The organism is Geobacter argillaceus, assembly GCF_007830735.1.
Lineage (GTDB): Bacteria > Desulfobacterota > Desulfuromonadia > Geobacterales > DSM-12255 > Geomobilibacter > Geomobilibacter argillaceus.
Genome location: NZ_VLLN01000005.1, coordinates 134,883 through 149,683 on the forward strand (window position 1 = coordinate 134,883; position 14,801 = coordinate 149,683).

The window sequence follows — 14,801 nt, forward strand, 5'->3', positions numbered from 1 at the left end:
TCAGTTGGTGGCGCAGTCGCTCTTGTCACCCTGGATCTTGGCCACGGTGTGGGGAATTGCAGGCCAAATGGCCTCCAGGTTCTCGATGGCCCCCTTGGGACTGCCGGGGAGATTGACGATCAGGGCCTGTCCCCGGATGCCGGCCATGGCCCGGGAAATCAGGGCATGGGGGGTCTTTGCCAGGCTTTTGCGCCGCATCTCTTCGCCAAAGCCGGGAATTACCCGCTCAACCACCTTTAACGTCGCATCGGGCGTGACGTCCCGGGGGGATACCCCGGTTCCGCCACAGGTGAGAAGCAGGTCCAGGGCGCCGCTGTCGGCCCACCCCATCAGCTTAACCTCGATCAGTTCCTGCTCGTCGGGGATCACCTCCAGATGCATCACCTTGGCACCGTGCTGTGTCAGCCACTGTTCCAGAGCCGGGCCGCTGGTATCCTCGCGCTCTCCCCGTGCCCCCTTGTCGCTCAGTATCAGAATTGCCACTTTCATTGCGTCTCCTTTCGCCGGTAGACCCCGCTCTTGCCCCCCTCCTTGAAGAGAAGAACGATTTCGCCGATGGCGATGCCCTTATCGCGCCCCTTGCACATGTCGTAGATGGTGAGTGCCGCCACGCTGGCCGACGTCATGGCCTCCATCTCCACGCCGGTCCGCTCGAACGCCTTGACCGTTGCTTCCACCCGGATGGTACCGGCGGCCTGGTCGCTGGTAAAGTCGATGGAGACGAAGTGGATGGCCAGGGGGTGAGACAGGGGGATCAGGTCAGGCGTTTTTTTGGCGGCAGCAATACCGGCCAGTCTGGCCACTCCCAGCACGTCCCCCTTCGTGGTCCTTCCTTCCAGGATGGCGGCCAGGGTCTCCCGGCCCAGATGAACGGTAGCAGACGCAATGGCACTGCGCATGGTCGGCTCTTTCGCACTGACGTCCACCATGATTGCCTGGCCACGGTCGTCAAAATGGTTGAAGCTCATGATTGGTCCTCCTGTATCGGAAACTGATTTCCATCGCGTTTTTCGTTGATTCGCGGCATTTGCCGGAGTTGCTCCGCTTTGTGGCGGTAGTATCAGATCCTGATGTTACGCCAAACGGCGATTACCACGCCAATGATCTGCGTGGACGGATCGGGTTTGAACGAGGTGTAGAGCGAATTGTCCGGCGAAAAATGGGTCTCGCCGTCCTTGATCCGGTGTCTGCGCAGCATCGGCTCCCCCCAGCGGTTCTTGAACAGTACGACCATTCCGTGCAGAACCGGTTCCTCCGGCTTGATGACAATGATATCACCATCGCGGATGGTTGGAGCCATGAATTCTCCGGAATAGACCAGGCCAAAACAGCCCTTGGGCAGGTTCGGGAAGGCAAGAAAGGTCTCGATATCTCGGTCATCGATCTGGTCCGGAAACGTATCCGGAATCCGTTTTAGCAGAGGGAAACGGACCTGTCCATTATCAGTTTCCCGTACGGGCGCCATGGGTCCTGTGCCGGAAACGAGCCACTCCATATTTATCTCATAGAGATGCGAAAGGGCGATGAGCAGGGTGTCGGAAGGGAATTTTTTCCCCCGCTCAATGCCGCACAAGAACCCTTGCACAATGCCCAGTGATCGGGAAAATGCCTGTTGTGTCAGCTTTCTGGAGAGTCGGACCTCTCTTATTCTCCGGCCAATCTGGCTGTCTTCGTTGCTTGAGGTATGCAGTAGTATTTCTGTGTGCATAAAGCCTTGCTTGGTTGAGGTATGAGTATTGCTGTAACATAGATAACACTCAAAGAATTGTTGCGCAAGGGTAATATTTCCTAGAGATATTGCCCGACATCAACCTGCAGAGGCAGGGGGAGGTTACGGCCATGAAACCGGACATTCTTTTGGTTGAAGACAACACGGATGAAGTTGATCTTGCCATGCGTGTACTGGCAAAAGAGCTGCCCAAATGCCGTGTGGCGCGCGTCCGGGACGGGGTTGAGGCCATCGACTACCTTATCAACAGGGAGTTGAAGGTGTTGCCGAAAGTCATTTTCCTGGACCTCAAACTGCCTCGCCTCAATGGTATTGAGGTGCTGAGGATACTCAAGTCGGACTCGAGAACCAAAAGCCTCCCCGTCGTCATCATGACATCGTCGCAGGAACAGCATGACGTGATCGACTGCTATGCTTTGGGTGCCAACAGTTACATCGTGAAGCCGATTGACTTTCGTGAGTATTTCCTGGTGATCTCCAGCATTGCCAGGTACTGGCTGGCATTCAACCAGCCGGCGCCGCAGCCGGTCTGGTCGGCGGCATAATGGGATAGAAAATTCTTTTTGGTGTGCGGAAACGGGGTGCTTTGGCGCCCTGTTCCGTTAATTGTCACACGGTGACCGGTGCCCCAGCGGCAGAATGACCCGGAATATGGTCCCGTCCTCCTCGGTGCTGATGGCGCTGATCTCGCCGCCGTGATCCTTGACGATACCGTACGATATGGAGAGCCCCAGGCCGCTGCCGTTCTCCTTGGTGGTGAAAAATGGCGAGAATATCTGTTCCAGGTTGTCCCGGGGGATGCCGCACCCCGTGTCAGCCACATCGATGGCACAAATTCCCTCTGGCGCTGAGATACAGGTGGCCAGGGTCAGTACCCCGCCACCCGGCATGGCCTGGATGGCGTTCAGCACCAGGTTGCTGAAAACCTGGTGGAGCTGGTCGCCGTCGCCGGGAATGGTGGTCAGGTCAGGGGCGTAGTTCCGTACCACCCGGATCGCGGTCATCGGGACCTGAAAGCCGATCTGGGCGACGATGTCGTCCAGGAGCCCATGGATGGCGACGGTCCCCTGGCGGAGTTTTCCCTCCCGGGCAAAGGTAAGCAGGTTGGCGACGATCCGGGCAATCCGCTCGGTCTGCCGGGAGATGATGTCGATCTCCTCCCGGTTCTCGTGGCCGGCCGGGAGGCTCATCTCCAGGACTTCGGCATTGCCGCGGATAATGGCCAGCGGCGTGTTGATTTCGTGGGCCACGCCGGCAGCCATCACCCCCAGGTCGGCGAGTTTGGCGGACCGGGCAAGGTCGGCCCGGGTCTGCAAAAGCAGGTGGCTCTTCTCCTCCAATTGGGCGGTTCGCTCCTGCACCTTCTGTTCAAGGCTGCGGTTCAGGTTCCGTACCTCCGTTTCCCGCTGATCCAGTGCCCTGGTCATCTGGTTGAATTCACCGGCCAGCTCTTCCAGCTCATCGCCTGTCCGCACCTCGATCTGCAGGTTGCGCTCGCCGGCCGCCACCCGTCTGGCAAGGGTTTCCAGCTCCCTTATCGGCCGGGAGAGCTGGTTGCCGATAACCCCGGAGATGGCCAGGCCGATGACCGTGCAGACCAGCACGATGCCACCGAAAATCAGGTTCACCTCTTTCTTCAGCTCGGCATAGGGCCTCTCCAGTATCCCCACATACAGCGAGCCGACCGCCGTTCCCCCCAGGTCGAGGATCGGCTCGTAGGCGGACAGGTACCAGTCGGACACGACGAACGCCTTGCCCACCCATTTCGCCTTCTCCAGGATCACCCGGTTGTAGACCTCCTCGGAGAGGCGGGTGCCGATGGCGCGCCTGTTGTCCGGGGTCATGACGTTGGTGGCGATACGCAGGTCGCCGAGGAAGATGGTGGCCGTTCCCACCTCCTTGTTGTTGAACCGCACCCCCTCGTAGACCGTGTCCTTGATCTTGTCCACCAGGGCGTTGTTCCGGTTCAGGAGCAGTCCGCCGGTGAGAGCCCCCACGATGGCACCGCTTCGGTCCTTCACCGGCGCCGCGGCAACCAGCAGCAGCCCGGCGCCCTCCATCGAGGCCGGCGTCGGTCTGGCCCGCGGCGTTGCCACCGCCTCGATCTTCGCCCGGCGGGCCAGCTCTTCCTGCTCGTTCTGCAGTTCACGGGACGAGAACAGCTCGGTGCCGCTGACCGGCTCGCCGTGCAGCGCCCTGGCCACGGAGCGCCTTGTGCTCAGGTCGTCGCCGGCATGGGCCGGATTGTGCGCCCGGTAGAGGACGCGTCCGCTCCTGTCGACCACGGTCAGGAAATCCAGCTTCTTGCGCTGCCGGAGCGGGGTCAGCAGGGCGGCGATCCCTTTTCTGTCGCCGGTGGCAACGGTCTCGGCATAGAGCGGAATCGTGGCCGTGAACTGGATCAGTTCGTCGATATGGGCCAGTTCGTTCTGGTAGGCCTCCCGAGCCGAATTGATGTCGGTCCTGACCTTCTCCTGGGCCTGGTGGGCCACCCGGGAGTCGATGATGTACAGACCGGTGCAGGAGCAGATGACGAGCGCCACGAAAAAAGGGGTGAGGGCGCCGATGGTCAGCTTGGCCCTGATGGAGCGGCGCCGCATCAGCGGTCTTCTCCGTCGTCAAGCACGCTGTCCGTGAGCCGGTATTCCTCGATCTTCCGGTCCAGGGTCCGGCGGGCAATGCCGAGGATGCTGGCCGTCCTGCTCTTGTGGTAGCCGGTTCTTTTCAGCACGAACTGGATATGCTCCTTTTCCACGGTTTCCAGGGGGACGAGCCTCCCTAGCCGTACCGTTTCTCCAGGCGGTTCGCCGGCCAAAAGCGGGAGCTGTTCGGCGGTAATCGATGCGTCCCGGGCAAGGATCACGGCGCGCTCGATGACGTTCTCCAACTCCCTGATGTTGCCGGGCCAGGGGTAGCCGGTCAACCGGCGGATGGCGTCGGGAGTCAGTCCGGTCACCTCTTTCTTCATCCGGAGGGAGAACCTGTTGATGAAATGCCGGGCCAGCGGTTCGATATCCTCGGTCCGCTCCCTAAGCGGTGGCAGATGGATCGGGATGACGTTCAGCCGGTAGAAGAGGTCCTCCCGGAACCGGCCCAGCTTGACCTCCTGGAGCAGATCCTTGTTGGTGGCGGCAATGAAGCGGACGTCGACGCTTTTGGCCTTTGTTGCCCCCACCGGGATGAAGTCTCGCTCCTGGATGACCCGCAGCAGCTTGGCCTGGAGCACCGGGCTCATGTCGCCGATTTCGTCCAGAAACATGGTGCCGCTGTCAGCCTCTTCCAGGAGCCCCTTCTGCGGGGTGACGGCGCCGGTGAAGGCGCCGCGGACATGGCCGAACAGCTGGCTTTCCAGCAGGGTGTCCGACAGGGCCGCACAGTTGATCGACAGGAAGGAGCGTCCCCGGCGCGGGCTGTTGTGGTGAATCAGCCCGGCGATCAGCTCCTTGCCGGTCCCCGACTCGCCGAGGATCAGGATGTTGGCGTCGCTGGCCGCCACCTGCCGCGCCAGGTCGTACACTTCGCGGAAACGGGCGCTGGCGAAGACGATCTTCTTCCGGCTGGCCGGCTTGCCCAACTCCTCCTTCAGGGCCTGGTTTTCCTGCCTGAGCAGCTTGCGCTCGATGATGTTTTCCAGCAGTCCGAGCACCTTTTCCTTGGGAAACGGCTTGGTGACGTAATCGTAGGCCCCGAGCCTGATCGCCTCGATGGCCGAATCGATGGAGGCATAGGCGGTCATGATCAGTACCGGGATCTCCAGCCCCAGTTCCCTGATCCGGCCCAGTACCCTGATGCCGTCCATATCCGGCATCCTGATGTCCAGCAGGATCAGGTCCGCCGCTTCGTCAGAGCTGTTCTCCAGGTGATTCAGGAGGGCGCTGCCGGAGGTGAAGGTCTCCACAGCGACCCCTTTGGCCACCAGGATCTTGCGGAGATAACTCAGTATTTCGATTTCGTCGTCGCAAATCAGGATGCGCGCAGTCATAAAGGTCTCTGTTGAGTAAAAATATTAGTTTTTGATAATCATATGGTCAAAATGTTACATCCGTTGACTAAATTAAACAATACAAGTTTGTTTTAATCTGCGAGCTGCATTCCCATTCCGTGCGCCCGGTGCCTGTTTTCAGCCGGTTAGCCAGCATAACCAGCCAATACTGCGGCAAAATCCCCATGGCATACCGGTTGCTGTATACGGCTGGCGTTAAGGAACAGGCAACATGTATGCCTTTCGAATATCAGCAAGGAGGCGGGAATGGGAATTTCACGCAGGCAGTTTCTGCAGGGTGGGGCGCTGGCAACGGCCGGTATCGCCCTGGCCGGAAAAGGGGAGGCCAGTGTCGACTCCCCGGAGATGCGCACCAAGGGGCTGAAGAGCTCGACCACCATCTGTCCGTTCTGTTCGGTCGGCTGCGGTCTGCTCGTCCATACCAGGAACGGCAGGGTCGTCAATACCGAGGGTGACCCTGAGCACCCGATCAACCAGGGGGCGCTCTGTCCCAAAGGGGGTGCGCTCTTCCAGATCGCCAACAGCGAACACCGGCTCCAGAAGGTGAAGTACCGTGCCCCCGGTTCGGACCGGTGGGAAGAGAAATCGTGGGACTGGGCACTTGACCGGATCGCCCAGCGGATGAAGGAGACCCGCGACAAGAGCTTCAGGAAGAGCGAGCTGAACAAGAAGGACAACAAGGAATACCTGGTGAACCGGACCGACGGCATGGCCTTCTTCGGCGGCGCCGGCCTGGACAACGAGGAGTGCTACCTCTGGACCAAGTTCGCCCGTGCCATGGGGGTGGGGAACCTCGAACACCAAGCCCGACTGTGACACTCGTCAACAGTCGCCGGTCTGGCGGCTTCATTCGGTCGTGGTGCCATGACCAACCACTGGATTGACCTGAAGAACTCCGATGCGATCCTCGCCATCGGCTGCAACCCGGCAGAGAACCACCCGGTCTCGTTCAAATGGATCGAAAAAGCGCTGGAGAGCGGGGCGACCCTCATCTCCGTTGACCCGCGCTATACCCGGACCTCGTCCAAGGCGGACATCTACGCCCAGATCCGCCCGGGCACCGACATCGCCTTCCTGGGGGGGATGATCAACTACGCCCTCCAGCACGAGCTGATCCACAAGGAGTACGTCCGGGACTACACCAATGCGACGTTCATCGTTTCCGAGCAGTTCGACTTCCGGGACGGGATGTTCTGCTCCTTCGACGACCGGGAGAAAACCTACGATCTCAGCTCCTGGGCCTATGCCAGCGGCAGCGACGGGAACCCCAGGCGGGACATGGGGATGAACGACCCGCACTGCGTCTATCAGCTCATGAAGAAACACTACACGCGGTACGACGTGGAGATGGTCTGCGCCATCACCGGTACCAAGAAAGAGGATTACCTGAAGGTTGCCAGGGCGTTCTGCGGCACGGGCCGCCCGGACCGGGCCGGAACCATCCTCTACGCCATGGGGATCACCCAGTCGACCCACGGCAGCCAGAACGTCCGGGCCGTGGCGCTCCTGCAGATGCTCCTGGGGAACATCGGCATCGCCGGCGGCGGGGTGAACGCCCTGCGCGGCGAGTCCAACGTCCAGGGTTCCACCGACTACGGCCTCCTGTTCCATATCCTCCCCGGCTACCTGAAGTCGCCGGAGTTCGACAACGTGAGCCTTTCGGGGTACGTCGAGAAATGGACCCCCAAGACCAAGGACCCGAAGAGCGCCAACTGGTGGGGGAACACCCCCAAGTACATCACGAGCCTCCTCAAGGCCTGGTACGGCGACCACGCCACGAAAGAGAACGGCTTCTGCTACGACTATCTCCCCAAACGGTCCGGGAACTACGGGTACGTCAAGATCCTGGAGAAAATGGGGAAGGGGGAACTGGAAGGGCTCGTCTGCATGGGGATGAACCCGGCAGTGGGGGGACCCGACTCGGGCAAGGCCCGGGAGGCGCTGGGAAAACTCACGTGGCTCGTCACCGCCGACCTCTGGGAGACCGAGACCAGCATCTTCTGGAAGCGCCCCGGCGTCGACCCGAAGACGATCCGGACCGAGGTCTTCATGCTGCCGGCCGCCTCGTCCATCGAGAAGGAGGGCTCCATCTCCAACTCGGGCCGCTGGGCCCAGTGGCGCTACGCCGCCGTCAAGCCCCTGGGGGATGCCCGCAGCGACCTCCGGATCATCGACGAGTTCTACAAGCGGGTGAAGGCGCTCTACCTGAAGGAGAAGGGGGCATTTCCCGAGCCGATCACCCGGCTTGCCTGGAACTACGGCACCGGCCATGAGCCGGACGTGCACCTGGTGGCCAGGGAGATCAACGGCTACTTCACGCGGGACACGATCATCAAGGACAAGGACAAGACCTTGGAGTTCAGGAAGGGTGACCAGGTCCCGATGTTCAAGTACCTCCAGGACGACGGCTCAACCAGTTCCGGCTGCTGGATCTACTGCGGCTCCTACACGAACGAGGGAAACCAGATGGCCCGCCGGGACGCAAGCGACCCCACCGGCCTCGGCCTCTTTCCCAAGTGGTCCTGGTGCTGGCCGGTGAACCGCCGGATCATCTACAACCGCGCCTCGGTCAACCCGGCCGGCGAGCCGTTCAACCCCAAACGCCCGCTCATCGCCTGGGACAGCCAGGAGAAGAAGTGGCAGGGGGATGTCCCGGACGGTCCCTGGCCCCCCATGAAGGACGACAAGGAAGGGAAGTACCCGTTCATCATGCTTCCCGAGGGGCATGGCCGGCTCTACGCCCTGGACATGAAGGACGGCCCGTTCCCCGAGCATTACGAACCGGTGGAGAGCCCGGCCAGGAACCTCCTCTCCCGGGTGCAGACAAATCCTGTCGTTAAGGTGCCGAAAAACGTCTCCAGCGACACTGCCCGGTTCCCGTACATCGGCACCACCTACCGGGTGACCGAGCACTGGCAGGCCGGGGCCATGACCCGGAGCCTGCCGTGGCTCGTGGAGCTGGTGCCGGACATGTTCGTGGAGCTGTCCGAGACCCTGGCCCGGCACAAAGGTATCAGGCAGGGGGACAAGGTGCGGGTCACCACCGAGCGCGGCAGCATCGAGGCGAAGGCACTCGTCACCTCTCGCCTCAAGCCGTTCAACGTGGGGGGGAAACAGGTCGAGCAGGTGGGGATGCCGTGGCACTTCGGCTATGCCGGGGTTGCCACCGGCGACAGCGGCAACGTCCTGACCCCGACCGTTGGCTGCGCCAATACCGGCATCCCGGAGTTCAAGGCGTTCCTCTGCAGCATCGAGAAAGGGGGTAAGGCCGCATGAACTCCTCGACCATGGACTACGCAAAGACCAGGGCGTTCCTGATCGACACCACCAAGTGCACCGGCTGCCGCGGCTGCCAGGTTGCCTGCAAGCAGTGGAATCAGCTCAAGGGGGAAAAGACCGTCTTCTTCAGCGGCGAAGGGTACCAGAATCCGCCGCAGATGTCCGAGTACACCTTCACCCGGGTGAAGTTCAAGGACTATGAAAAGAACGGCCAGCACGAGTTCGCCTTCTACAAGGAGATGTGCATGCACTGCAATGATCCCGCATGCGCCTCGGTCTGCCCGGTGGGCGCCTTCCGCAAGACCGCGGAAGGGCCGGTGGTCTACGACTCGCAGAAATGCATCGGCTGCCGCTTCTGCATGGTCGCCTGCCCGTTCGGGGTTCCCAAGTACGAATGGAGCAAGGCGTTTCCGCTGGTGAAGAAGTGCACCGGCTGCTACAGCCGGATCAAGGAAGGCCTGCACCCGGCCTGCGCCACCGCCTGCCCGACGGCCATCACCTATGGCAGCCGGGGCGAGCTGCTCAAGGAGGCCGAAAAGCGGATCGCGGCCCGGCCGGGACGCTACTGCAAGACCATCTACGGCAAGGAAGAGGCCGGCGGGACCAGCGTGCTCTACCTCACCCAGCAGCCGCTGGACGAACTCGGCTTCCGGCCGGTGACCAAGCGGCCGCTCCCCTCCTACACCTGGCAGGCGCTCCGTTTCGTGCCGGGGGTGTTCCTGACCGTCGGCGGGACCCTGTCGCTCGTTTCCTGGTTCCAGCACCGCAAGGACCGGGTGCGGAAGGAGGAGGAGCAGAGGCGCCAGGCCGAAGCCGAGCGCAAGGAGGAGAATCGATGACCGCTGCCCGTCTCATTGTGAATGAAATAAAGGGGTACCACCGGTTCCTCAAGTTCATGATCTTCCTCGTCGCCCTGGGGGCGCTGGCCTCGGCCATCCGCTTCGTCTTCGGGCTCGGCGTCACCACCCACCTGAACGACACCTACCCGTGGGGCCTGTGGATCTCCTTTGACGTGGTAACGGCCGTGCCGCTGGCTGCCGGCGCCTTTACCATCGGTATCGTGGCCCACGTCTTCCATATCAGGAAGCTGGAGCCTCTGGTGCGGCCGGCGATCGTCACCGGTTTCCTGGGGTACTCCCTGGTCTGCGTCGGCCTGCTGCTGGACCTTGGCCAGCCCCAGCGGGGGATCAACGTGCTCCGCTTCTGGAACTTCCACTCCCCCATGTTCGAGGTCTCCATGTGCGTCATGGCCTACACCACGGTCCTGACCCTGGAGTTCCTCCACCCGGTCGCGGAAAAGTTCGGCTGGCACCTGCCGCTCAGGGTGCTGCGTACCCTGGAGCTGCCGTTCGCCATCCTGGCGGCCATGATCTCCACCCTGCACCAGTCGACCCTGGGGACCTTCTTCCTGATCGCCGTGGACAAGCTGCACAACCTCTGGTACAACCCTCTGCTGCCGCTTCAGTTCTGGCTTTCCGCCATCTTTACCGGCCTCTCCATCGTGATCCTGGAGGCGAGCCTGGTGCACAGGTACATGGGGCAGCCGGACGAGTCGGAGCTCCTGGCGACCTTGACCAGGATCATCCCCTGGGTGATGGCGGTCTACCTGGGAGTGAAGGGGTATGCCCTCATCTTCCTCAGCCACGGACCGCTGTTCGACCGGCCGGTGCTGCTCCTGCTGTTCATCGTCGAGGTCGTCGTTGGCGTGCTGGTGCCGTTCGTCCTGTTCCTCACCGGCAGGATCCGCATTGACAAGCGGCTCCAGCTCAGGGCCGCGAGTCTGGTGGTCTTCGGCCTGGTCCTCAACCGGTTCAACGTCTCCATGTTCGGCATGGAGCAGGCCAACCAGCAGGTCTATGTCCCGTCCCTCATCGAGTCGCTGGTGACCATCGGCATCATTGCCGCCCACATCCTCTTTTTCGTGCTGGTTGCCAAGTATTTCCCGGTCTTCGAACATCACCCGGAGGCGACCGACTACACCATCCCGGACCGTTTGCGCAGGATCGAGCGGCATGGTGAACGCCAGGCAGCTGAACTGGAAAATCCGGTTTGATGTGATGTCAACAGGGGGACTGTATGAAGCCTACCGTAAAAGGCATATTCCCGGGATAACCGGCGTCATCCTGGCCGGCGGCGAATCCCGCCGGATGGGGCGCACCAAGGCGCTCCTTCCCTACCAGGGGGGGCGCCTCATCGAGGCGATTTACCGGCAGCTGTCGGAACTGTTCGATGAGGTGATCGTGGTCACCAACCGTCCGGAGCTGTATGCGTTTCTCCCCTGCCGGAAGGTCCCCGACCTTTATCCCGGCAGGGGGGTCCTGGCCGGCATCCAGGGAGGGCTGCACCACAGCCGTTTCCCGCGCATCTTCGTGACTGCCTGCGATATGCCGCACCTGAACAGTGGCCTGATTCGTAGGCTGGCAGCGCTCATGGGGGAGAATGCCGCCCTGGTTCCCGCCAGTGACGGCGGTCTGGAGCCGCTCCATGCCTTCTACGACAAGGCTGCTCTGCCGGCGATCAACGCGGCCCTCGCCAGTGGTGTGCTGCGGATTGTGGAGCTGTTCGACCGTTTACCGGTCAGGATCGTTTCCGCTGCCGAGGTGGCCACTCTTGATCCGACATTTGCTTCATTCCGGAACATCAACACCCCTGACGACTACTGCCGGCTCCGGGACCGGGACGATACCTGTGATACTGACACTGACCACAACGATACGATGATGGCGAACGCAACGTCATAGCGGCTCGCCGTTCTTTCCCGTATTTTGGTTATTATATCCAATCTGTTTTGGGTATTCCTCTTGCCAGCAGACAGATCCCTTGGTAACGTTTCCGGCGAAAACGTTACCAAGGGAGGAGTTGAACAGTATGCCGATGATCGAGTGGAACAGTAATCTGGCGACCGGTATCGACGAAATCGACGACCAGCACAAGGAACTCTTCAGCAGGGTGAATCTCCTGATGGAGGCGTGCAACGTGGGCAAGGGCCGGGAAGAGGTCTCGCGGCTTCTGCAGTTTCTGAGTGCCTATGTCAGGATTCATTTCGAGAGCGAGGAGCAGATCCAGGTCGAATCCGGCTATCCCGGTTACCCTGAGCACAAGCTGGCCCACCAGCAGTTCAGCAAGGATATCGAACGGCTCAATCACCAATTTACTGCAGAAGGTGCCGGCCTGGTACTGGTCATCGAGACAAACCAGATGGTGGCGGCATGGCTTACCCAGCATATCAGCAAAATGGACAAGGCGCTGGCCGTCTATCTCAGGGACAAAGGCATGCCAGCGTCATGCTGCGCGTAACCCCCTGACATGCCCGAGTTTGGAACTCCCTTTAGCGGTCTGGTCAATGACCTTAAGCTGACCCGTGAGGACCTGGTGCGGGCGGTCCGCTTCATATCCCGGATTTGCTATGGTTATCACTGGTGGATACCTGCGGAGCATTGTCCGATTCCCCCTGTGCATTCGGAGCCGTTATAGGTCTTATTCGCCTCGCGGGTAAAGCTGCCCACATGGTCGGGCCCCACCATGTACGGCGCCGGATCCGTCTTAAGGACAAACATGGAAGGCCGCGGGGAGCCGTGGATGTTCGCCGCATGGCACATGGAGCATTTGTACCCGCTGATCCCCTGGCGGAAGGCGTGCTCCAGGTGCAGGTTGTTGGTGCCGGAACTGAAACCGCTGGAGCCCTGGGTACCGGTCGGGTCACTGGATGAAATACCGTACGACAGGGGATTGTGACAGAGCCCGCACTGCTCCGCCGGCCCGTGGAGAGACATGTCGACCGTCGCGGCCAGGGTCGGCTGATAATTCCCCCGGAGCATGTAGGGGTTCGTCGAGGCATGACCCCCCTTTGGATCGTTGGGTCCGTTGTTGCTGTTCACGTGGCAGTCGGTGCAGGTCAGGATGCTGTTCTTGTTCCAAGGGGTCCCGGCTGCGAAGTTGGAGGGTGAATCAGCCGGTACCCTGGAGTTTCCGATGACAGCATGGCCCGACTTGTAGGTGGGGTTGAGCTGTATCGCCAAGTCGGCCCCGTCGTAATTGGTGCCGACCCAGCCGGCCTGGTTGGTGTTGTAGCTGCTGTGGCATTTGAAGCAGATCTGCCACTCCTCCGAGGCCGGCACCAGGGCGTCCGGCCAGGTGACCGTTGTCCCGGCGGCCCGGGCGGTCGACCATGCAATCCAGGTCGGTGGCGTTACCCCCATGGCCCCGGTCAGGGCCGGGGAGAGGTTCCGCGGTCCCCCCTGCACATGGAGCCCCTTTTTCGCGCCGTGATGGTTATGGCAGTCGTCACAGGTGACATGCTTGTTGGCGGAGAGCTCGGCCCTGGTTTCGCCGGGCTTATGTTTGCCTATATAAGCAGCAAGCTGGACCTGGTGCTTGTGGGTCAGAGCCGGGTCGTTATAGTCGGCGGCGATGTTCTTGGTTCTGGCGGTCATGGAGGTCGTGCTGTACCAGTCGAATTGAGACGTGGAGCGGTAGACGTTGATGTTCGGGGTCGTGGTTCTGAACGGGTCCACATTGCCATGGCACTTGAAACAGAAATCGGCCTTCTGCGACGAGGTCACCTGAGCGCCGAAGGTGGTCAGCATCTGGGGGATCGAGGTGGTATGGTTGCCGAATTTGACACGGGAGATGCCCTGGGCGTTGTAGCCGGACTTGGGGTTTAGCGTATCGTTGTGGCACTTGGTGCAGTTGGCGGCGAACGTGTTGGTGCCGGTGCCGGAAAAGGTGGATGTTACGGTATAGTTGTGGGCCGAGCTCATGAAGACGAACACCTGCTTCTGAACCGTATCAGGATAGGGAATAGCCGGCTTTCTCAGCGAACCGTCCGGCTGGGTGTAGCCAAGATTCGTCTGCGCCGTCCGGTGGCAGGACATGCAAATGCCGCCGTTTTTCGTGGCGTCGGGCAGGAAGTCGGTGTTCGCATAGCTGGCCGTATTCGCGGCGGTGGGGGTTGTCGAAATATCGGCGCGGAGGTTATTTCCCCTGCCGCTGCCCGGGTTCGGGTTCAGATCGGGACGGAAGATGTCGTGGTCCACATGGCACATGAGGCACGTGCGATTCGTGTCCGCCGCTCCCCCCATGGTGACGGGTTGCGCAACATTCCCGTATGTGGCGGTATCGGTGCTTTGCAGATAGTGGTGATAGCCGTTTGTCCCCTTCAGAGCGGAAGCGAAGCTGCCGCTGTTGTGGCAGGTGGTACATGGCTGGCCGCCGCTGGATTCTGACCCTTTGAACGCCGCCTTGTGCGAATGGCAGCCGACGCAGTCGGTGCTGTTGTTATGCATCGTTCCGCCGGAGTTCCGTGTGGTGTTGTAGTTGTGATACTTGTTCCTGCTGTGGCAGACTTCGCAGATGCGGTTCGAGGTGGTGTGATTGTCATTGTCACGCCCCATGCCGGTCAGGTTCAGGAACGTCACCGACACGCCCGGAGTGCTCGACGAACTCCAGTTGCCGAGCGGAGCGGTGATTGTGCTCCGTACTTGTTTAATGTTGGAACTGTCGGGGGTATGGCAGGTGGAACAGTTAAAAGCGCCGTACTGGCCGCCGGCAATTCCCCAACCGTTCGGCCACTTGGTAGAGCCGGGAAACTCGTTGCTATTGTGGAGCAGACCTGCATGGGACAGCCCGGCAACCGACAACGTGGCAAGAGCCAGCACCAGCCCCACCTTGGCCCCGGTGGTTATTCTGCGGATTTTCCTTAGTAATGACGTTTCCATATTAATCCCCCCTGGTGTCGTACCGGAGCCGCTATTTCGTATTCGTAGAATTCCGCAGATCCTTGCTCTTCAG

General features: G+C 61.0%; 12 protein-coding genes. 6 read left to right on the forward strand and 6 right to left on the reverse strand.

Annotated elements, in window-relative coordinates; all coding sequences use genetic code 11:
* The 3 genes from JN12_RS05940 to JN12_RS05950 form a co-directional block, all read right to left on the reverse strand.
* Positions 1–489 carry a MogA/MoaB family molybdenum cofactor biosynthesis protein gene (locus JN12_RS05940; protein WP_145019650.1) on the reverse strand — a complete coding sequence of 163 codons (489 nt, stop codon included), beginning with the start codon at positions 487–489 and terminating at the stop codon, positions 1–3.
* Positions 486–968, reverse strand: coding sequence for a cyclic pyranopterin monophosphate synthase MoaC (gene moaC / locus JN12_RS05945; protein WP_145019653.1), 483 nt, complete (start codon positions 966–968; stop codon positions 486–488). The genes JN12_RS05940 and moaC overlap by 4 nt, the downstream gene beginning before the upstream one ends.
* Positions 969–1,060: 92 nt before the next feature.
* Positions 1,061–1,708, reverse strand: coding sequence for a helix-turn-helix domain-containing protein (locus JN12_RS05950; protein WP_145019656.1), 648 nt, complete (start codon positions 1,706–1,708; stop codon positions 1,061–1,063).
* 131 nt (positions 1,709–1,839) lie between these two features.
* Here JN12_RS05950 and JN12_RS05955 point away from each other — a divergent pair, with 131 nt between their 5' ends.
* Positions 1,840–2,274, forward strand: coding sequence for a response regulator (locus tag JN12_RS05955; protein WP_145019659.1), 435 nt, complete (start codon positions 1,840–1,842; stop codon positions 2,272–2,274).
* Positions 2,275–2,331: 57 nt separating this feature from the next.
* Here JN12_RS05955 and JN12_RS05960 read toward each other — a convergent pair whose 3' ends face one another.
* Together JN12_RS05960 and JN12_RS05965 are read right to left on the reverse strand one after the other, a co-directional pair.
* Positions 2,332–4,329 (reverse strand): cache domain-containing protein, encoded by a 1,998-nt coding sequence (locus tag JN12_RS05960; protein ID WP_145019662.1) that lies wholly within the window; start codon positions 4,327–4,329, stop codon positions 2,332–2,334.
* Positions 4,329–5,711: a sigma-54-dependent transcriptional regulator gene (locus tag JN12_RS05965; protein WP_145019665.1), complete on the reverse strand. Its 1,383-nt coding sequence runs from the start codon at positions 5,709–5,711 to the stop codon at positions 4,329–4,331. The genes JN12_RS05960 and JN12_RS05965 overlap by 1 nt, the downstream gene beginning before the upstream one ends.
* Positions 5,712–5,978: 267 nt before the next feature.
* Between JN12_RS05965 and fdnG the strand changes: the two genes are divergently transcribed.
* The 5 genes from fdnG (at position 5,979) to JN12_RS05990 (ending at position 12,308) form a co-directional block, all read left to right on the forward strand.
* Positions 5,979–9,008 (forward strand): formate dehydrogenase-N subunit alpha, encoded by a 3,030-nt coding sequence (gene fdnG, locus JN12_RS05970; protein WP_145019669.1) that lies wholly within the window; start codon positions 5,979–5,981, stop codon positions 9,006–9,008.
* On the forward strand, positions 9,005–9,850 hold the full coding sequence (locus JN12_RS05975) for a 4Fe-4S dicluster domain-containing protein (protein ID WP_145019672.1): 846 nt from the start codon (positions 9,005–9,007) through the stop codon (positions 9,848–9,850). Before fdnG ends, JN12_RS05975 begins: the two co-directional genes overlap by 4 nt.
* The gene (gene nrfD, locus JN12_RS05980) at positions 9,847–11,064 is read left to right on the forward strand and encodes an NrfD/PsrC family molybdoenzyme membrane anchor subunit (protein ID WP_145019675.1); all 1,218 of its coding nucleotides are present in this window, start codon (positions 9,847–9,849) and stop codon (positions 11,062–11,064) included. Before JN12_RS05975 ends, nrfD begins: the two co-directional genes overlap by 4 nt.
* The gene (gene mobA / locus JN12_RS05985) at positions 11,024–11,752 is read left to right on the forward strand and encodes a molybdenum cofactor guanylyltransferase (protein ID WP_145019677.1); all 729 of its coding nucleotides are present in this window, start codon (positions 11,024–11,026) and stop codon (positions 11,750–11,752) included. Before nrfD ends, mobA begins: the two co-directional genes overlap by 41 nt.
* Positions 11,753–11,879: 127 nt before the next feature.
* A complete protein-coding gene (locus JN12_RS05990) occupies positions 11,880–12,308 on the forward strand; it encodes a bacteriohemerythrin (protein ID WP_246125765.1) in 429 nt (142 codons plus the stop codon).
* 116 nt (positions 12,309–12,424) lie between these two features.
* Here JN12_RS05990 and JN12_RS06000 read toward each other — a convergent pair whose 3' ends face one another.
* Entirely contained in the window at positions 12,425–14,728 is a 2,304-nt protein-coding gene (locus tag JN12_RS06000; RefSeq protein ID WP_246125766.1) for a hypothetical protein, read from the reverse strand.
* Between the last annotated feature and the right edge of the window lie 73 nt (positions 14,729–14,801).